The 18763-nt window shown below is 70.4% G+C and carries 18 protein-coding genes; 11 read left to right on the top strand and 7 right to left on the bottom strand.

Features of this window, described 5'->3' with window-relative positions:
- The first annotated feature begins 96 nt into the window (after positions 1-96).
- The 3 genes from MFF01_RS21485 to MFF01_RS21475 all read left to right on the top strand — a co-directional run bounded on the left by MFF01_RS21485 (position 97) and on the right by MFF01_RS21475 (position 2849).
- On the top strand, positions 97-1494 hold the full coding sequence (locus MFF01_RS21485) for an ethanolamine ammonia-lyase subunit EutB (protein ID WP_238228449.1): 1398 nt from the start codon (positions 97-99) through the stop codon (positions 1492-1494).
- Positions 1491-2303, top strand: a complete 813-nt coding sequence (gene eutC, locus MFF01_RS21480; RefSeq protein ID WP_238228447.1) for an ethanolamine ammonia-lyase subunit EutC — start codon at positions 1491-1493, stop codon at positions 2301-2303. The genes MFF01_RS21485 and eutC overlap by 4 nt, the downstream gene beginning before the upstream one ends.
- A 117-nt stretch (positions 2304-2420) precedes the next feature.
- On the top strand, positions 2421-2849 hold the full coding sequence (locus tag MFF01_RS21475; protein ID WP_238228446.1) for a phospholipase A2 family protein: 429 nt from the start codon (positions 2421-2423) through the stop codon (positions 2847-2849).
- 94 nt (positions 2850-2943) lie between these two features.
- Here the strand turns inward: MFF01_RS21475 and fabI are convergent, their stop codons facing one another.
- Together fabI and MFF01_RS21465 are read right to left on the bottom strand one after the other, a co-directional pair.
- Positions 2944-3774: an enoyl-ACP reductase FabI gene (gene fabI, locus MFF01_RS21470; RefSeq protein WP_238228445.1), complete on the bottom strand. Its 831-nt coding sequence runs from the start codon at positions 3772-3774 to the stop codon at positions 2944-2946.
- Positions 3775-4064: 290 nt separating this feature from the next.
- A complete protein-coding gene (locus tag MFF01_RS21465; protein ID WP_238228444.1) occupies positions 4065-4328 on the bottom strand; it encodes a hypothetical protein in 264 nt (87 codons plus the stop codon).
- A gap of 126 nt (positions 4329-4454) precedes the next feature.
- Here MFF01_RS21465 and MFF01_RS21460 point away from each other — a divergent pair, with 126 nt between their 5' ends.
- The 4 genes from MFF01_RS21460 (at position 4455) to MFF01_RS21445 (ending at position 9123) form a co-directional block, all read left to right on the top strand.
- Entirely contained in the window at positions 4455-6830 is a 2376-nt protein-coding gene (locus MFF01_RS21460) for an ATP-dependent helicase (protein WP_238228443.1), read from the top strand.
- A gap of 420 nt (positions 6831-7250) precedes the next feature.
- Positions 7251-7967 carry a PhoH family protein gene (locus MFF01_RS21455; RefSeq protein WP_238228442.1) on the top strand — a complete coding sequence of 239 codons (717 nt, stop codon included), beginning with the start codon at positions 7251-7253 and terminating at the stop codon, positions 7965-7967.
- Positions 7968-8102: 135 nt separating this feature from the next.
- Complete coding sequence (locus MFF01_RS21450; protein WP_238228441.1) at positions 8103-8348, top strand: hypothetical protein; 246 nt, start codon at positions 8103-8105, stop codon at positions 8346-8348.
- Positions 8349-8499: 151 nt separating this feature from the next.
- Positions 8500-9123 carry a LysE family translocator gene (locus MFF01_RS21445; RefSeq protein ID WP_238228440.1) on the top strand — a complete coding sequence of 208 codons (624 nt, stop codon included), beginning with the start codon at positions 8500-8502 and terminating at the stop codon, positions 9121-9123.
- Between the two features lie 268 nt (positions 9124-9391).
- Here the strand turns inward: MFF01_RS21445 and MFF01_RS21440 are convergent, their stop codons facing one another.
- From MFF01_RS21440 to MFF01_RS21425, 4 genes are all read right to left on the bottom strand, one after another.
- Positions 9392-10900, bottom strand: a complete 1509-nt coding sequence (locus MFF01_RS21440; RefSeq protein WP_373319839.1) for a L,D-transpeptidase family protein — start codon at positions 10898-10900, stop codon at positions 9392-9394.
- 400 nt (positions 10901-11300) lie between these two features.
- Entirely contained in the window at positions 11301-12254 is a 954-nt protein-coding gene (locus MFF01_RS21435; protein ID WP_238228438.1) for an acetyl-CoA carboxylase carboxyltransferase subunit alpha, read from the bottom strand.
- Between the two features lie 111 nt (positions 12255-12365).
- The gene (locus MFF01_RS21430) at positions 12366-14183 is read right to left on the bottom strand and encodes an aminopeptidase P family protein (RefSeq protein WP_238228436.1); all 1818 of its coding nucleotides are present in this window, start codon (positions 14181-14183) and stop codon (positions 12366-12368) included.
- Between the two features lie 24 nt (positions 14184-14207).
- The gene (locus tag MFF01_RS21425) at positions 14208-15143 is read right to left on the bottom strand and encodes a 50S ribosomal protein L11 methyltransferase (protein ID WP_238228434.1); all 936 of its coding nucleotides are present in this window, start codon (positions 15141-15143) and stop codon (positions 14208-14210) included.
- A 168-nt stretch (positions 15144-15311) separates the two neighbouring features.
- Here MFF01_RS21425 and MFF01_RS21420 point away from each other — a divergent pair, with 168 nt between their 5' ends.
- The 4 genes from MFF01_RS21420 to MFF01_RS21405 all read left to right on the top strand — a co-directional run bounded on the left by MFF01_RS21420 (position 15312) and on the right by MFF01_RS21405 (position 17943).
- A complete protein-coding gene (locus MFF01_RS21420; protein WP_238228432.1) occupies positions 15312-15488 on the top strand; it encodes a hypothetical protein in 177 nt (58 codons plus the stop codon).
- A 98-nt stretch (positions 15489-15586) separates the two neighbouring features.
- A complete protein-coding gene (modB, locus tag MFF01_RS21415; RefSeq protein WP_238228430.1) occupies positions 15587-16285 on the top strand; it encodes a molybdate ABC transporter permease subunit in 699 nt (232 codons plus the stop codon).
- Complete coding sequence (modC, locus tag MFF01_RS21410) at positions 16282-17400, top strand: molybdenum ABC transporter ATP-binding protein (RefSeq protein ID WP_238228429.1); 1119 nt, start codon at positions 16282-16284, stop codon at positions 17398-17400. Before modB ends, modC begins: the two co-directional genes overlap by 4 nt.
- 249 nt (positions 17401-17649) lie before the next feature.
- Positions 17650-17943, top strand: a complete 294-nt coding sequence (locus tag MFF01_RS21405) for a hypothetical protein (RefSeq protein WP_238228428.1) — start codon at positions 17650-17652, stop codon at positions 17941-17943.
- Between the two features lie 139 nt (positions 17944-18082).
- Here MFF01_RS21405 and MFF01_RS21400 read toward each other — a convergent pair.
- Positions 18083-18763, bottom strand: a 681-nt coding sequence (locus MFF01_RS21400; protein ID WP_283207222.1) for a flagellin, incomplete at its 5' end; no start/stop codon positions are given.

Genomic DNA, 18763 nt, shown 5'->3' with positions numbered 1-18763 from the left:
CGGCTTAAGCGTTCGTTCCCACCGGCATCGCCGATCTCGACACCCACCGCCCGTTGTGGCTTCGTGGGGCTTCGGTGCGGGGTTGAGGGAACGGCCATGGCCTACCGGTGCGATCTCGGCGGCGAGCGTTACGCCTTCGCCGACCTCCGGCACGTGATGGCCGCCGCCTCGCCCCGGCGCTCGGGGGACGAGCTGGCCGGGCTCGCCGCCACGAGCGACGCCCAGCGCATCGCCGCCCGGCGCGTCCTGGCCGATCTGCCGCTTGCCGTCTTCCTCACCGAGGCCCTGGTGCCCTACGAGGCGGACGAGGTCACCCGCCTCATCCTCGACACCCACGACGCGGCGGCCTTCGCCCCCGTGGCGCACCTGACGGTGGGCGGGTTCCGCGACTGGCTCCTGTCCCGCGCGGCGACGACGGAGGGGCTCGCCGCCCTGGCGCCGGGCCTGACGCCGGAAATGGTGGCGGCGGTCTCGAAGCTCATGCGGGCGCAGGACCTCATCGTGGTGGCGCGCAAGTGCCGGGTGGTGACGGCGTTCCGCACCACCCTCGGCCTGCCCGGCCGCCTCGGCACCCGGCTGCAGCCGAACCACCCCACGGACGATCCGCGCGGCATCGCGGCCTCCGTCCTCGACGGGCTTCTCTACGGCGTGGGCGACGCCTGCATCGGCGTCAATCCGGCGACCGACAACGTCGAGAACGCGCGCGCCCTCATGATCATGCTCGACGAGCTGCGCCAGCTCTACGACATCCCGGCCCAGACCTGCGTACTCACCCACGTCACCAACGCCCTCGCCATCCTGGAGCGGGGCGCGCCCGTGGACCTGGTGTTCCAGTCGGTGGCCGGAACGGAGGCGGCCAACCGGGGCTTCGGCGTCGACCTCGCGGTTCTGGCCGAGGCCCACGACGCCGTGCGTGGCCTGAAGCGTGGGACCGTGGGCGACCACGCGATGTATTTCGAGACTGGCCAGGGCGCGGCGTTGTCGGCCGACGCCCATCACGGCATCGATCAGCAGACCGTGGAGGCCCGCGCCTACGCCGTCGCCCGCGCCTTCCGGCCCCTCCTCGTCAACACCGTGGTGGGCTTCATCGGCCCGGAATACCTCTACGACGGCAAGCAGATCGCCCGCGCCGGCCTGGAGGACCACTTCTGCGGCAAGCTCCTCGGCCTGCCGATGGGCTGCGACGTCTGCTACACCAACCACGCCGAGGCCGACCAGGACGACATGGACGGGCTGATGACCCTGCTGACGGTGGCGGGGTGCAGCTTCCTCATCGCCGTGCCGGGCTCCGACGACATCATGCTCAACTACCAGAGCCTGTCGTTCCACGACGTGTTGACCCTGCGCGGCACCCTGAACGTCCGCGCGGCGCCCGAATTCGAGGCGTGGCTCGACCGGATGGGCCTCGCGACCCCGGACGGCGGCGTTCGCGAACTCGAACCCCGCCACCCGAGCCTCGCCCGCCTCCTCGATCACGCGGAGCGGGTGGCATGAGCGGCGGCGACCTGGCGAGCGGCGGCGGCCCGCTTCCCCCTTCGGACGATCCCTGGGTCCGCCTGCGGACGGCGACCTCAGCCCGGATCGGCCTCGGCCGCCGGGGCGACGCGATGCCCCTCGGGGCGGTGCTCGATTTCCAGCTCGACCACGCCCGGGCGCGCGATGCCGTCCACGCCGCCCTCGACACGGCGGCCCTGGCGGCGGCCCTCGCGCCCAATCCGGTGGTGCAGGTCCGCAGTGCCGCGCCCGACCGCGCCACCTATCTCCGGCGCCCCGATCTCGGTCGGGTGCTCGAGGCCGGGACCACGCTGGAGGCCGTGACGGGTGGGGTCGACCTCGTCTTCGTGATCGGGGATGGCCTGTCGGCCCGGGCCGTGCAGAGCCAGGCCGCCGCGCTGGTCCACGCCTGCCTCGCCCGCCTCGACGGCGTGTCCATCGCCCCCATCGTGGTGGCGACCCAGGCCCGCGTGGCCCTGGGCGATCCCATCGGCGACGGGCTCGGCGCCCGCCTCTCGGCCGTCCTCATCGGTGAGCGGCCCGGCCTCAGCGTCGCCGACAGCCTCGGGATCTACCTCACCCACGCGCCGCGCCCGGGCCGGCGCGATGCCGAGCGCAACTGCATCTCGAACATCCACGAACGCGGCCTCTCCCTCGCGCGGGCCGCCGACACCCTGGCCTGGCTCGTTCGCGAGGCCCTGCGGCGCGGGGTGACGGGCGTCGCCCTCAAGGAGAATCGCGGCGACGAGATGGGTCAGGCCGTCACCGGTGGGACAGCCCCCGCCCTGCCGCCTGCGACGGATCGGTAACCCGGCGGCCCGGAACCCCGTCCCACTTTGAAACTTAAATCAGGCTGGCCGCACCCGGCGGCGGTCGCCGCACCGCATCACCTGAGGGGGTGATCCGTACCAGAATTGGCTGCCATCATGCGCTCGATCCAAACCATCCCGTTCGTTCTGCTTCTCGCAGCGCCCGTCCTGTCGTGGGCCTTGCCCGCAGCGGCGCAGCCGGCGGCGGGTCTCAACAGACCGCTCCTCGTCCACGGCAATTATTGCGGGCCGGGCAACAACGCCCCCCTGCCGCCCATCGACGCCCTCGACGCGGCCTGTGCCCGGCACGACGCCTGCACGCCCACGGGCGGCCTGCCGTCGAAGGCGTGCAACTTGCGTCTGGAGCGCGAGGCCTCGGCCATCGCCCGCGATCCGCGCCAGTCGCCCGACCTGAGGGCCATGGCGGGGCTGGTCTCGACCAGCATCGCCATGCTTCCGTCCGAGGAACTGGTCAGGCCCGTGACGCATCGGCCCGACGAGGCGGCGTCACAGAGCTGGGATGCTTCGTCCGACGGCGAGGACTGATTTCTTCGCGACGTCACCCGGCCGGAGTCCGTTCAGGCTCCGGCGTTCCGGACCGGCCCTGCGACCTCCTGCGGGGGGCGTCGCGGCCGAGGGTTCAGCCAGCGTCGATGAGGCCGGCTTCGTCCTGGGCCTGGAGCACGTCGGGGCGCGGCATTGAGATGATGTTGTAGCCCGAATCGACGAAGTGGACCTCGCCGGTGACACCGCCCGACAGGTCGGACAGGAGGTAGACGGCCGAGCCGCCGACCTCCTCCTGGGTCACCGTGCGCCGCAGGGGGGCGTGCGCCTTCTGGTGGTTGAACATGAGACGGGCATCGGCGATGCCGGCGCCCGCCAGGGTCCGCATCGGACCGGCCGAGAGGGCGTTGACCCGGATGCCGTCCGGACCGAGATCGCCCGCGAGGTAGCGGACCGATGCTTCGAGGGCGGCCTTGGCGACACCCATGACGTTGTAGTTCGGCATGACCCGCGTCGAGCCGCCATACGTGAGGGTGAGGAGCGAGCCGCCGCGCGGCATGCGTTTGGCCGCCCGCTGGGCGATCTCGGTGAACGAGAAGCACGAGATCGTCAGGGTGCGGGAGAAGTTCTCTCGCGTCGTGACGTCGACGTAGCGGCCCTTGAGCTGGTTCTTGTCGGAAAACCCGATGGCGTGGACGACGAAATCGATCCCGTCGGGAAACCGGGCGTCCAGGGTCTCGAACACCGCGTCGACGCTGGCGATATCCTCGACGTCGCAGGGAATGACGATGTCCGACCCGAGGGAGGCGGCCAGCGGCGCCACCCGGCGCCCGAGGGCGTCGCCCTGGTAGGTGAAGGCGAGTTCGGCCCCGTGCTTGTGCAGGGCCGACGCGATCCCCCAGGCGATGGAATGATTGTTGGCGACCCCCATGATGAGGCCGCGCTTACCCGTCATCAAACCCGTCATGCGTTTCCCCGCGGACGTGGCCGGCATCGGCCGGCGCCATCATCCTTATGGGGTAAGGCTTAGCGTGCGGGTCGCCGGCCTGTCCAATCAGGCAGCTTCGCGGGCTAGAAGTACCCGTTGGTTTCGGTGCGGGCCCAATCGATCAGGGCCTGCTTGGCGTAGATTGCCGCGAGGCCGGTGATGGCGAGGCCGCCGACGGAGCCCAAGGTGAACCACAGCATGTGTTTTGTCCTTGCGTGTTGCAGAGAAAACGCACCGTGAATCCCGTGGTTCCCCGTCGCCCGCCGGCCTCAGCGCCGGGGCGCCACGATGGTCGGTCCCGCGCTCGGCTCAGGACGGAACAGCTCGTTGCGCTGGATCTGCATCCGGGTCTGGCTGTTGTCGAACTGCTGCTGGTTCTGGATGCCGCGGATCTGGCTCTGGGTGGCGAGCCGGTCGTTCATGGTGTTGAGGCTGCTTGGATTGGCCGAGGATTGCGCGAGCGCCGGGGCGGCTCCCGCCGCCAGCACGGCGAGGCCGGCGAGGGCCAGGGTGATTCGGGGCGAATGGATCATGGGGGAGCCTCCCTGCGGGGAACCGTCTCTGTCGGAGACGACGCGTGGAGTGAAAGCCGGGTTCCCGCGCGGGCGCTTTGCCGCTGAACCCTCGACGCCGTTCGCGTTTTGGTCCAGGGATGCGGCATGACTCAGCACCCCGATCGGGCGGGGCCTTCACGGCCGGTGTCCGCCTCCGATGCCGCCGCGCCGGGCTCCATCGCCGCCCGCGCCATGGCGTCCCTCAGGCCCCAGTCCTCGCCCTACCTCGAGGGACTGAACGACGAGCAGCGCCGGGCCGTCGAGGCCACGGACGGTCCCGTCCTCGTGCTCGCCGGGGCGGGCACGGGCAAGACCCGGGTGCTCACCACCCGCATCGCCCACCTCATCGCGACGGCCAGGGCGCGGCCCTTCGACATCCTGTCAGTGACCTTCACCAACAAGGCCGCGCGGGAGATGAAGCACCGCATCGGCGCGCTCATCGGCCCGGCCGGCGAGGGCATGCCGTGGCTCGGCACCTTCCACTCCATCGGCACCAAGATCCTGCGCCGCCACGCCGAACTGGTGGGCCTGCGGTCCGACTTCACGATTCTCGGCATGGACGACCAGCTGCGCCTGATGAAGCAGGTGATCGTCGATCAGAACATCGACGAGAAGCGCTGGCCCGCCCGTGCCCTGGCCTCGGCCATCGACGGTTGGAAGAACCGGGGCCTGCTGCCCGAGCAGGTGCCGCCGGGCGAGGCGCAGGCCTTCGCCTTCGGTAAGGGCGGCGCCCTCTACACCGCCTATCAGGCGCGGCTCCTCACCCTCAACGCCGCCGATTTCGGCGATCTTCTGCTGCTGTGCCTCAAATTGTGGCGCGAGAACCCGGACGTGCTGGAGAACTACCAGCAACGCTTCCGCTATATCCTCGTCGATGAGTATCAGGACACCAACGTCGCCCAATACCTGTGGCTGCGCCTCCTCGCGCAGGGTCACCGCAACGTCGCCTGCGTCGGGGACGACGACCAGTCGATCTACGGTTGGCGCGGCGCCGAGGTCGACAACATCCTGCGCTTCGAGCACGATTTCCCCGGCGCCACCGTGGTGCGCCTGGAGCGCAACTACCGCTCCACTGGCCATATCCTCGCCGCCGCCTCGGGCCTGATCGCGAAGAACGAGGGGCGGCTGGGCAAGACCCTGCGCACGGAGGACGTGGCGGGCGAGAAGGTGACGGTGGCGGGCGCCTGGGACTCCGAAGAGGAGGCCCGCCAGCTCTCCGAGGCCATCGAATCGCTGCAGGCCAAGCAGCATCCCCTGTCGGAGATCGCCGTCCTCGTGCGGATCTCGGCGCAGATGCGCGAGATCGAGGACCGCTTCGTCCAACTGGGCCTGCCCTACCGCGTCATCGGCGGACCGCGCTTCTACGAGCGCGCCGAGATCCGCGACGCCTTGGCGTACCTGCGCGTCACCATGAATCCGTCCGACGATCTCGCCTTCGAGCGGATCTTCAACACCCCGAAACGGGGCCTGGGCGACGCCACCCTGCAGATCCTGCACGGCTACTCGCGGGCCCAGGGCGTGCCCCTGCTGCAGGCGGCCCGCCTCCTCACGGAGACCGACGAACTCAAGCCCCGCGCCCGCTCCGGGGTCCGCGCCCTCGTCGAGAGCTTCGGGCGCTGGGCGCGGCTGGTCGGCACCAAGCCGCATTCCGAGGTGGCCCAGACCATTCTGGAGGAATCCGGCTATACCGAGATGTGGCAGAAGGATAAGTCCGCCGACGCCGCCGGGCGCCTGGAGAACCTCAAGGAGTTCGTGCGCTCCATGGAGGAGTTCCCCGACATGGCGGCCTTCCTCGAACACGTCTCCCTCGTGATGGAGGCGAGCGAGCAGGAGGGAGCCGACCGCGTCTCGCTCATGACGCTCCACGCCGCCAAGGGCCTCGAGTTCGACACCGTGTTCCTGCCCGGCTGGGAGGACGGCCTGTTCCCGAACCAGCGGGCGCTGGACGAGAGCGGCCGGGCCGGGTTGGAGGAGGAGCGGCGCCTCGCCCATGTCGGCCTCACCCGCGCCCGCAAGCGCGCCAAGCTGTCGTTCGCCGTCAACCGGCGCATCCATGGTCTGTGGTCGTCGACGATCCCGAGCCGGTTCATCGACGAGCTGCCCCCTGGCAGCGTCGACGTCATCGACGCGCCCGCACATTTCTCGGCCGGCGCCTCGCGCTTCGACCGCAACCCGACGCCGTTCGGCTCGTCCTACGGCACGCCCGGCTGGCAGCGGGCGCAGGCGGCCACGGCGAACACCGGCAATTTCGGGGGCGGTGCCTCGCGCAATCCGGCCAACCGCTCCGGGCCGCGCCAGATCGAGGGCGAACTCATCGCGAAATCCACCGGCGCCCCCTCGGCCTTCTCCGTCGGCATGCGGGTGTTCCACACCAAGTTCGGGCCCGGCGACGTGGCGGCGGTCGACGGCAACAAGCTCACCGTCGACTTCGACAAGGCCGGTCAGAAGATGGTGCTGGACAGTTTCATCCAGCCCGCCTGATCCCCGTCCCGGGACAGCTCCGAAAGCCTCCGGCGATACGGCCTCCCGGGGGGAGGGCGGTGGCGTCGTTCCCGTGCGCGCAAGCCTGCGGACTTTCGGCACCAGTGACGAAGAATCAACTTCATTTACGGAGAACAAGTGATCGTCACGCCAGCGTCGTGTCGATCACGGCATGGTGTATGCAAAGGTTCCGGGCGGCCGGAAAGCTTCGGGCGGACGGAAGAGGCGGGACGCCCGGTCATCCACAGGCAAGGCCGTGCCCGCGGGAACCGCCCCCTTGTCGGCGGATTGGCTGTCGACGGACACTGGTGTCCGGTCGGGGAAGAACGACTTTCAGGGCAAGAGGTTTCAGGCGCGTCACGTTCAAAAGTGCAGTTCAGATTGAGTCCGGTTGGCCAAGTCCAGGTGGAGTATTGATCGATGAAGAGACGGCGCACACGACTTGAACTGGTGGAAGATCGCCCCGTCCGGTTGCACCGGACCCGCTTCGACGAGGAGCGCAACCTCGGCCCGATCCAACCCCTGACCGACCGGCAGGCGCAGTACCTCGACGCCCTGGCGCTCCACAAGCAGGTGATCGTGCTCGGCCCCGCGGGCACCGGCAAGACCTTCATCGCCGGCACCCGCGCGGCGGACCAGCTCCGCCAGCGTCGCATCGGCAAGGTGATCATCACCCGCCCCAACGTGCCGTCCGGTCGCTCCCTCGGCTATTTTCCCGGAACCCTGGAGGAGAAGATCGCCCCCTGGGTCGCGCCGCTCACCGAGACCATGAAGGAGCGCATGGGCGCTGCCGCCTTCGACATCGCGGTCAAGACCGGCGACATCGAAGTGGTGCCCTTCGAGGTGATGCGCGGGCGCACCTTCAAGAACTGCCTGGTTATCCTCGACGAGGCGCAGAACACCACCACGGCCGAGATCAAGATGTTCCTCACCCGCATCGGCGACGATTGCCAGGTGATCATCAACGGCGACGTCTCGCAGACGGACCTGCGCGAGACCTCGGGCCTGCGAACCGTGATCCATCTCGTCAAAAGCCGGATGATGCCGATCCCGATCGTGGAGTTCACCCTCGACGATATCGTGCGCTCGGGAATTTGTGCTGATTGGGTGCGGGCTTTCGAGGAAACGAATCTCTGACTTGAGTGTTATCAGCGGCAGGCTTCTGCGGGGCCTGCCGCTCACCCCGGTGCGCGACGCACGTCTCGCGGGCTTCACGCTCGCGGAAGACGGACCGGGTGCCGCGCTCGGACAGAAAAGAACAGGAGTTCTGACGTGAGGAAACTGACTTTCGCCATCGCCGTGCTTGCCTCGCTCGGCGGCGCCAGCCTCGCCACCTCTGCCTCGGCCGCACCGGGCGCCCCCATGGGCGTGACCGCTCCGGAGACCGTCTCCACCGTGCAGATGCGCATGGAGCGTCGGATGGAGCGCCGCATGATGCATCGGCGTATGGAGCGCCGCATGATGCACCGTCACATGCACCGTAAGATGATGCATCGCCGGATGATGCGCCGCATGTGATCGATCGGTTTTCGATCGCACTGGAAAGGGTCCCTCGCGGGGCCCTTTTTTTGTTGGTGAAGGCCAGTCGCGGCCTGGGCCCGCGTGGAACGGATGCGGCCCGTTCCTGACAGGTGTATGGGGGCGAACCTCCCGGCCCGGTGCCCGAATCATGACGCTCCACACCTGGTGGCTGTTCTTCACCGCCGTCTTCCTGCTCAGCGCCACGCCCGGCCCCAACATGCTCCATGTCCTGGGGCGCAGCGTGCGCTTCGGCTTGCGCGGCAGCCTCGCGGCCATGAGCGGGTGCCTCCTGGCCGTCCTCCTCGTGCTCATGGCCTCCGCCGCCGGGCTCAGCGCCGTGCTCCTGGCCTCGCCCACCCTGTTCGATGCCCTGCGTTACGCCGGCGTCGCCTATCTCGTTTACCTTGGCATCCGGGCCTGGCGGGGCGAGGACGCGCCGATCCGCGTCGGCGACGCGACCGCGGCCCGGCCCGCCACCGCCCGCCTCGTACGGGACGGCTTCCTCATCGGCGCCAGCAACCCGAAGCTGCTGCTGTTCGCCGGGGCCTTCTTTCCGCAATTCGTCGATGCAGGCCGGCCGCAGGGCCCGCAATTCGCGATCCTGGTCGCGACTTTCGCGGCGGTGGAGACCTTCTGGTACGCCGTCTATGCCTCGAGCGGGGCGCGTCTCGCCGCCACCCTGACGCGCCCCGGCCTCCGGCGCCTGTTCGACCGGGCCACGGGGGCGATCTTCCTCGGCTTCGGCGCCGTCCTGCTGGGGACGCGCCCGTAGGGGGGGCGGCCTCTGATGCGGCTTTCTGGCTGATCCGTTCGGTGATGTGGTGAAACGCGGGTCCCCTCTCCTTCCAGGAGAGGGAGACCGTCGCGCACGCTCGATCCGAAGTGATCAAGCGACATCGCATGAGGATCGTCTTGCCCCATGAGCTCGAAGCCGCCGTTCGGGGCGATGCTCAGAGGAGCGGTGATCGTCTCGAGCCGGCGGTTCGCCGCAATCGCTTCCGGTTTGGGGAGCGGAAGACGGCCCGGCCGGTGGCGGTCCCTCAATCCTTGGCGGCGGGTGCCTTGGTGATGGAGCCGGTCGTCTTCGCGCCGGGCTTCCCCACCTTCGCGTCGGCTGTGGCCACCGTCGCGGCCTTGGCCTTCGCGGCCGGGGCCGTCGCCGCATGGACCTGCCCGGCATGGGCGAGTTTCGCGGGGGCCTTCGGCGTGAGCTTGGCGGGGGCGGGATCGGCGGCGACGGCGGCCGGGATCGTCGCGGCGTCCGTGGCCGGAGTCGCCGGGGCGGGATTGGTGCCGAGCACGTGGCTCAGGGCCTTCTTGAAGGCGGCCGGATCGTCCTCGGCGTCGGCGACCATGACGCGGGCGGGCTTCGCCGGGGCCGGTTCGGCGACGGGATCCACCTTCGCCATCAGGGTGGCCGGGCTGCCCTTCTTAGGCACGCCCACGGCGGCCTTGCCCTGGGCGGCCGCCTTGGTCGGAATCGGTGCCTCGGCGGCGGCCAGCATCACCGGGCGGCCCTTGGCGTCGACCTCGATCTCGCGGGCCGCCGCGACGGTCTCGGGCCGGCTGACCTCGCCGAGGTGGTGGCGGGCGTATTCCTTCGGGTCGTAGGGCTGCTCCGGCTCGTCCTTCGGGATCAGGTTGGCGAAGGCCGTGGCGGTGCTCGGCGGCTGGGAGCGGAACACCGGGTTCTGGGTGCCGTCCTCGTAGACGAGGCGGGTGGCCGGGGTGCCCTTGGCAATGAGGTCGGCCACCTCGCGGTTGTCGCGGTCGCGCTTCTCCGCCACCAACGGATCGACGCGGGGCGTGCAGGCGCCCGCCGCCGCATCGGCCCCGCCGAACACGTAGCGGGTGCCGCACAGGCCGACCTTCGGCTCCTCGCGCAGGGCCTCGAAATAATCCGAGCCCTCCTTCAGGTTCTTCCAGAACGGCGCGTTGGGGTCGTTGCGGAACTTCGCGACGTTCGCCGCCGTCATCCGGAACGGGTAGGACTGGAACTGGAACGCCCGCTGGCCGCCGGCGAAGGAATCCCGCGCCAGCGCGTAGATCTCGCCCATGGATTCGTCGGTCATGGCGAAGCAGCCCGCCGACGAGCAGGTGCCGTGGACCATGATGTAGTTGCCGGAGCGGCCGTTGGCCCGGTCATAGGCGTTGGGATAGCCGGTGTCGAACGAGAGATAATACGAAGAATTCGGGTTCATCTGCCCCGGCGTCACTGTGTAGAAGCCCTCCGGTGCCTGGCGGTCGCCCTGCTTCGTCTTCGGCCCGAGCTGGCCAGACCAGCGGCAGATGGGGAAGGTCTTCAGGAGCGCGTACTGGCCGTTCGTGCCGCGCTTCCACACCTCCATCTCCGCTTCCTTCTTGTAGGCGCGGATGAGGATGGGATCGCTCGGAGACATGCCCTTCTGCGCCATGAGCGCGAGGGTCTTCTGGGGCACGGGTGCGAGGGCCCGCAACGGAACGCCGCCGCCCGTCGACCCGTCCTGGCAGGCGCCGAGGGAGATCGTGAGCGCGGCGAGGCCGGCGATCACGTACGGGCGCAACGCCAGTCGGCGCACAGCCATGGGGAACCCCGTTCTCAAAAGACACGCCTCCGCGGACTTTGCCCGTCGGACGCCACTCCCCAACCCCTTAGCTCCGTTAAACTTACCCCTCTGTTACCGCAAGGCGACAAATGTGGGGGCGCGGCGTGCCTGTGGATCCCGGGTATGGTTCGGATGAGGCATGGAACCCGGAACGATGGCCACGGCGCGCACCGCACCCGGATCACGAAGGCCTTGGGCGAGCACGAGATTTTTCGGCGCCCAGAGTGAAAGGCGGTCAGGCCGCCGCGTGCGGCTGCGCACGGTGCGTCGAAACAGGGCTTAAAAAGTTCCCCTCCGGAGGGTGCGACAATAGCGCGCATCTCCGGCTTCGGCTAGTCGTGGCCGCCGTGGCGAGAGGCCCGCGCTACAGCTTGCGGCCGATCTCCAAGAATTTCACGGCCCGCCGGTCGCGGATATCGTCCGGTGACAGGCCGTCGAATTCGGCCAGCGCCGCGTGGAGGGCCTCGCCCGCGGCCGCCGTGGCGGCGGCGCGCCCGCGATGGGCGCCGCCCGTGGCCTCGGGCACGATGGTGTCGATGATCCCGAGGCGCAGGAGATCCTGCGCGGTGATCTTCATGGCGGTGGCGGCGTCGGACGCCCGGCCCTGGTCGCGCCACAGGATCGAGGCGGCGCCTTCCGGCGAGATCACCCCGTAGATCGCGTGCTCCATCATCAGGACGCGATTGGCGGTGGCGAGCGCGATGGCGCCACCCGAGCCGCCCTCGCCGATCACGAGGGCGACGTTGGGGACGCCGAGGGCCAGGCACGCCTCCGTGGAGCGGGCAATGGCCTCGGCCTGCCCGCGTTCCTCCGCCTCGATGCCCGGAAACGCCCCGGCGGTATCGATGAAGGCGAGGACCGGCAGGCCGAAGCGGTCGGCCATCTCCATGAGGCGCACGGCCTTGCGGTAGCCCTCGGGCTTGGCCATCCCGAAATTGTGGTGCAGGCGCGTTTCGGTGGAGTGGCCCTTCTCCTGGCCGATGACGCAGACGGCGCGGCCCCGGAACCGGCCGAAGCCGGCGACGATGGCGGCGTCCTCGCCGAAGGCGCGGTCTCCGGCGAGCGGCGTGAACTCGGTGATGAGGTCGGCGCAGTAATCGACGAAATGCGGCCGCTGCGGATGGCGGGCCACCTGCGTCTTCTGCCACGGAGTCAGCGAGGCGTAGATGTCCGACAGGGCGGCAGCCGCCTTGGCCTCGAGGCGCCCGACCTCCTCGGAGATGGACACGGCGCCGTCACGGGCGCCCACGGCCTTCAGTTCCTCGACCTTCGCCTCGAGCTCGGCGACGGGCTTCTCGAAGTCCAGGTAGGAGCGCATCACCGTCATCGGTCTCAAGGTCCATCCAGATCGCGCAACGGCGGTTCGGTCGCCGGTGCGGAGCGGGCCGACGTGTTGGCGAACCCTCGCCGGGTGTCAACCGCGTCGGGGTCAGGCGAGGGGGCGGGTGGCGTCCAAGAGCCAAGCGCGGGTCGGCCCGTCGAGGTGGGGCCCGAGGGTGTCGCGGACCCGGGCGTGATAGGCGTCGATCCAGGCGCGCTCGGCCGAACGCAACAGGTCGAGGGCGATGAGGCGGCGGTCGAACGGCGCCAGCGTCAGGGTCTCGAACCCGAGCATGGACCGCTCGCCCCCGGGAATCGCGCGCGGCTCCACGAGGACGAGGTTCTCCAGGCGGATGCCGTATTCCCCCGCCCGGTAATAGCCCGGCTCGTTGGAGAGGATCATGCCCACCTCCAAAGGCACGGTCCCGGTCTTGGCGATGCGCTGCGGCCCCTCGTGCACGGAGAGGAAGGCGCCGACCCCGTGCCCGGTGCCGTGGTCGAAATCGAGGCCGGCCTCCCACAGGGGGGCGCGGGCGAAACCGTCGATCTGCGCCCCCGTCGTGCCCTTCGGGAACACCGACCGCGCGATGGCGATGTGGCCCTGGAGCACGCGGGTGAAGCGGTCGCGCATGGTGTCGGTGGGCGTGCCGATGGCCACCGTGCGGGTGATGTCCGTGGTGCCGTCCAGGTATTGCGCGCCGGAATCAACGAGGAAGAGTTCCCCCGGCCGGATCGTCCGGTCGGTCTCGTGGCTGACCCGGTAATGCACGATGGCGCCGTTGGGGCCGCTGCCCGAGATGGTCGGGAACGAGACGTCCCTCAGCAGCCCGCCTTGCGCGCGGAAATCCTCCAGAGCCTCCACGGCGGCGATCTCCGTGAGGCCCCCGGCGGCGTGTCCGTCGAGCCAGGCGAGGAAGTGCACCACCGCGACGCCATCGCGAAGATGGGCGGCGCGGGTCCCGGCGATCTCGGCGGTGTTCTTCACGGCCTTGAGGGCGGTGATCGGATCGGGGCCGGTTTCCACCGTGCCCCCGGCGGCCTCGATCCGGACTTTCAGGGCGATGGCGGCCGTCGCCGCGTCGAGGCGGATCGGGCCGCCCCGCGCGAGATCGTCGAGGGCGGCCTCGAACGCGCTCCGGGGCCGGATGTCGGCCAGCGGCGCCAGGGCCGCGCCGAGATCGGGCGCGATGTCGGGCGAACCGAGGAACAGCGTCGGGCGGCCCTGCTGGGGGAGGATGGCGTAGCCGAGCGCGAGGGGCGTGTGGGCCACGTCGGCGCCGCGCAGGTTGAACGTCCAGGCGAGGTTGTGCGGATCGGAGATCACCAGGGCGTCGCACCCGGCCTTATCCAGGGACGCGCCGATCCGAGCGAGCTTCTCCGGCACCGCCTCGCCGGCGAGCGCGAGGGGATGGGTCACCACGGGCCCGGTGGGCTGGCCCGGCCGGTCGGGCCAGATCGCGTCGACGGGGTTGGCCGCGACGGCACGCAGGGTCGCGCCGGCCTTGTGCGCGGCCCGCTCCAGGCGGGCGACGCCGTCCGGCGTGTGCAGCCACGGATCGTAGCCGAGCACCTGCCCGCTCCCGAGATGCGTGCCGATCCAAGCCTCGACGCCCGTCTCGGCGAGTTGAAGGGGGGTGATGACGGTGGTGTCGACCTGGGCCGGGGCCTGGAGGGTGTAGCGCCCATCCACCACCAGGGCGGCGGCGTCCTTCAGGATCACCGCCGTGCCGGCCGAGCCGGTGAAGCCCGTGAGCCAGGCGAGGCGCTCGGCGCCCGGCGGAACGTATTCCGATTGGTGCTCGTCGGCCCGGGGCACCACGAACCCGTCGAGGCCCTGAGCCGCCAGGGCGTCTCGCAGGGCGGCGATGCGGGTGGACCCCGCGCGGTGGCCGGGATCGTCGAAGGTCTGGAAGCGGGCGCGCGTCATGCCGCCAGGGTTACGCCGCGCGGTTCAGTGCGGCAACCATCGCCGCAGGGGCCGGGGTGCCGCGCCGCCGCGCTTCAGCACCAGGGTGGCCCAGCCCTCGATGAGGCCGTGGCGGGCGAGGTGGAAGCCGCGATGGCGGTAGGTCGAGAGCACGCCCGGCACGTCGCGCTCGATGAGCCCGGACAGGATGAGGATGCCATGATCCGCCACCACCGCCGTCAGGGACGGGGCGAGGCCCTTGAGGGGCCGAGCCAGGATGTTGGCGAACACCACGTCGAACCGGCGCGGCCGGTTGGCGAGGGCGTGGCGCACGCCGGGTCCCTGGTACAGCCGCAGGGTCGGCCCCAGCCCATTGAGGCGGGCGTTGCCCACTGCCGTGGTCACCGCCTCGGGGTCGAGGTCGCCGGCGATCACGGGGGTGTGGAGGGCTTTGGCCGCCGCGAAGGCGAGGATGCCCGTGCCGGTGCCGACGTCGAGGACATGGGCCGGGCGCCCGCATTTCAAACGGTCGGCCAGCGCCCTGAGGCATCCGAGCGTCGTGCCGTGGTGGCCGGTACCGAAGGCCAGCGCCGCCTCGATCTCGATGGCGAGGTCGTTCGGCCGCACGGTGTCGCGGTCGTGGCTGCCGTGGACGAGGAAGCGGCCGGCCCGCACGGGGTTGAGCCCTTCGAGGGAGGCCCGCACCCAATCCTGCTGGTCGATGGTCTCGAACGCTGCCGCATCGGCCTGGTCGCCGACCACGGGGCGGATGAGGTCGCGGATCATCGCCTCGTCGGGCGCATCGGCGAAATACGCCTCGAGGCGCCAGGTCCGGCCGTCCTCCGCCTCGAAGGCGGCCACCGCCGTTTGCGTCGGATCGAACATCTCCCCGAGGAGATCGGTCATCGCCTTGGCCGAGCCCTCGTCCGTGAGGAGGCGGAGCACGTGGGTCGGGCGATGGGGGGGCAGGCCTTCAAGCATGGACGAGGGCTCTAACACCCCGCGCGAAGCCCCGCCACTGGGCGCGGAATTTCATGGAACTGGGGGCGGACCTTCGCGTTTGTCCTCGCTTCCCCGAGTCCGGCAACCGTCGCGGGTGATCGAGTGCGTATGAAAATCAAGAGAATCGGCGGTCGAACGCCGGTGGTCATGGCTGAGAAATCCAAGTCCCGCAGGCGCCTCGCCCGCGGGCGGGACGGGATTCACGATCCCGAGGTGCTGACGGCGCCGCTTCCGGGTCCCATGCTCGTTCTCCTCAGCCGTCTGCACCGATCCGAGATCACCCCCGAGATCGCCTGGATGGACGACGACGAGCGCTGGGCCTGAGGCGGCTTTCCGGGCCGCCGCTTGCATGACACGCGGCGGATCGGCGTAATCGCCCCCTCCGCGCGCGTCCCGCCCGCTCCACCCCGGATTGCCGTTCCTTGGACCGTCTCGGCCTCACCCCCGACGAGTGGACCGCCCTTGCCCTGAGCCTGCGGGTGGCGACGGTGGCGACCCTCGCCAGCCTCGGGCCCGGCCTCGCCGTGGCCTGGCTGCTGGCGCGCAAACGCTTTCCGGGCCGGAGCCTCCTCGACGGGCTCGTGCACCTGCCCCTGATCCTGCCGCCCGTGGTGACGGGCTACCTCCTGCTCCTCGCCTTCGGCCGCCGGGGCACCTTCGGGGCGGCCCTGGCCGAGATCGGAATCGTGCTGTCGTTCCGCTGGACCGGGGCGGCGCTGGCCTGCGCCGTGATGGGGTTTCCCCTCATGGTGCGGGCCATGCGCCTGTCCCTCGAGGCCGTCGACCGGCGCGTCGAGCAGGCGGCGGCGACCCTCGGGGCCTCGCCGTGGTCGGTGTTCCTCACCGTGACCCTACCGCTCGCCATGCCGGGCGTCCTCGCCGGGGCGGTGCTGGCCTTCGCCAAGGCCATGGGCGAGTTCGGCGCCACCATCACGTTCGTGTCGAATATTCCCGGCGAGACCCGGACGCTCCCCTCGGCCATCTACACCCTGACCCAGGTGCCGGGGGGCGAGGCCGGCGCCCTGCGCCTCACCCTCGTCTCCATCACCCTGTCCATGGCGGCCCTGCTCGCTTCCGAATTCCTCGCCCGTCGCCTCGCGCGCCGCCTGGGGGCGGAATGAGCCTCGAACTCGACGTCTCCCTGGCGCGCGGTGCCTTTCGCCTCGACGTCGCATTCACGGCGCCCCCCGGCCTCACCGCCTTGTTCGGCCCCTCGGGCTCGGGCAAGACCACGGTGATCGGTCTGCTCGCCGGCCTCGTGCGGCCCGACCGGGGCCGCATCGTCCTCGACGGCGAGACCCTCTTGGATACGGAACGCCGCATCGATTGCCCCGCCCACCGCCGCCGCATCGGCGTGGTGTTCCAGGAGGCGCGGCTGCTGCCCCACCTCTGCGTGCGGCAGAACCTCGATTACGGCCGCCGCTTCGCGCGCCGTCGCCCGGAGGCGCCCGGCCTCGGCTTCGACGACGTGGTCGGCTTGCTCGGGATCGGCCACCTCCTGGCGCGCCGCCCCGCCGGCCTGTCGGGCGGGGAGAGCCAGCGCGTCGCCATCGGCCGGGCGCTGCTGTCGCGCCCGCGCCTGCTCCTCATGGACGAGCCGCTGGCCGCCCTCGACGCCGCCCGCAAGGCCGAGATCCTGCCCCTCGTCGAGCACCTGCGCGACGGCGCCGGCATTCCCATCGTGTATGTCAGCCACGCCGTGCCCGAGGTGGCGCGCCTCGCCGACACCCTCGTGGTGCTGGAGGCCGGGCGCGTCGCCGCTGCCGGTCCGGCCGAGGCCCTGCTGCGCCGGGGCGAACTCGGGGCCGAACAGGCGGCGCACGGCGGCAGCCTCCTCGACATGGCGGTGGCCGGGCACGACGGGGCTGCCGGGCTCACCCACCTCACCGGCGCCGTGGGCCGCCTCAGCGTGCCCCGCCTCGACCGGGCGGTGGGGACGCCCGTGCGCCTCCTCGTGCCGGCCCGCGACGTACTCGTGGCGACGCGGCAGCCCGCGGGCCTCAGCGCCCGCAACGTGCTGCCCGGGACGGTGCGCGACCTCAGCGTTTTGGGGGAGGGGGCGGTCCTCATCACCCTCGATTGCGCCGGCGCGGCGCTCACTGCCCGCCTGACGCAGGCCTCCGCCCGCGACCTCGGCCTCCGGCCGGGCCTGCCCGTCTTCGCCGTGGTGAAGAGCGTCGCCTTCGATGCGCAGGGCATCGGCGCGGCTCGGGTGCCCCGCGCGGTGGAGATCTGATCCGGAAAGGGCACTATGGTTTAAATGCCGCCGTTCCTGAAGACTATCTCTTCACGATATTGAGCAGGGCGGTCGAGAGAAGGGAATTGCTTAAGACTCGATTCAGCCGCGATCCGTCTAATGTCCCCATTGGATCATTCAGCGATAGGAGGCGAGGGGCAGACAATGTCGATTTCGAGCATAACGAGTGTCAGTGCGGTCCAGGGATCCCTGGGCACGGGTATGGGGCCGGTGCCGCCGGTTCCCCCCGTGCCCGGTCCGACCCGCCTCGGGCCGGCGGTGACCTTCGATATCCACACGACGGCGCCGGAGGATGAGTCGCCCGAGACGCGAGACGTGCCTCCGGTGGAGGTGGCGCCGGATGCCCGCATCCGCATCGACCAGGATACCCGCACGGTGGTGTATCAGGAGGTCGATCCCAGCTCGGGCGACGTGGTAATCCAGCTGCCCGATCCCGTGGTGCTGAAGGCCCGCGCCTATGCCGACCGGGCCGCCGCCGCCGAGGCGTCCACGGAGGCCCATCCCGTCGACCGAACCGCCTGACGCGGCCGGGGTGTCCGCCGCAGGGACGGACGGCCGCGACGTGTGTCGACGTCGCCGGGTAGAGGCGCCGGACCGGATGTGATGATCCGGCCCGGCGCATTCGTTTTGGTTTCCCCCGCCGTGGCGGGGGCGCCTCGCCTCAGCGGAGCAGCTGGAGCACGGCCTGCTGGGCCTGGTTGGCCAGCGAGAGGGCCGAGATGCCGAGCGAGTTGCGGGTCGAGAGGGCCTGGGAGTTGGCGGCCTCCTCGTTAAGGTCGGCATTCACGAGGTTGCCGGCGCCGGTGTCGAGGACGTTGATGATCTGCTTGGTGAAGTCCTGACGGTTCTGGACCACGGCGAGGTTGGAGCCGAGCGACGAGGCCTCCGATTTTAGCTGAGACGAGGCCGAGCTGATGGTGGTGATGACCTTGGCGATCGCGCCGTTCTCCTGGAACCCATCGGGGTCGATGGGGCCGAGACCGAGGGTTCCCGTGTTGACCGTCGTGCCCTGGACCGAGAGCAGGGAGGTGCCGCGCTCGTTGAACACCACCTTCAGGCTGTCGCCGGCCAGGAGGTTGAGGCCGTTGAAGCTGGCATCCGCCGCGAGCTGATTGATCTGGGTCAACAGGCCGTTGTAGGTCGCCACGGCGTTCTTGCGGGCGGCGGCACCATCACCGCCGATGATGGCGCTGGTGGTGCTGGAGGCGAAGGCGGTGCTGCCGGCGACCGTGACGCTGAGGTTGTCGGCGCCGAAGTCGTTCGTCGACGTGATGGTGATCTTGCCGGTGAGGCTATCGATGGAAGCCTGGGCGTTCACGGCGGCAAGCGACGCGTTTAGCTG

The organism is Methylobacterium adhaesivum, assembly GCF_022179065.1.
In the GTDB taxonomy this organism is placed as follows: Bacteria; Pseudomonadota; Alphaproteobacteria; order Rhizobiales; family Beijerinckiaceae; genus Methylobacterium; species Methylobacterium adhaesivum.
This window is presented reverse-complemented; position numbering and strand designations above follow the sequence as displayed.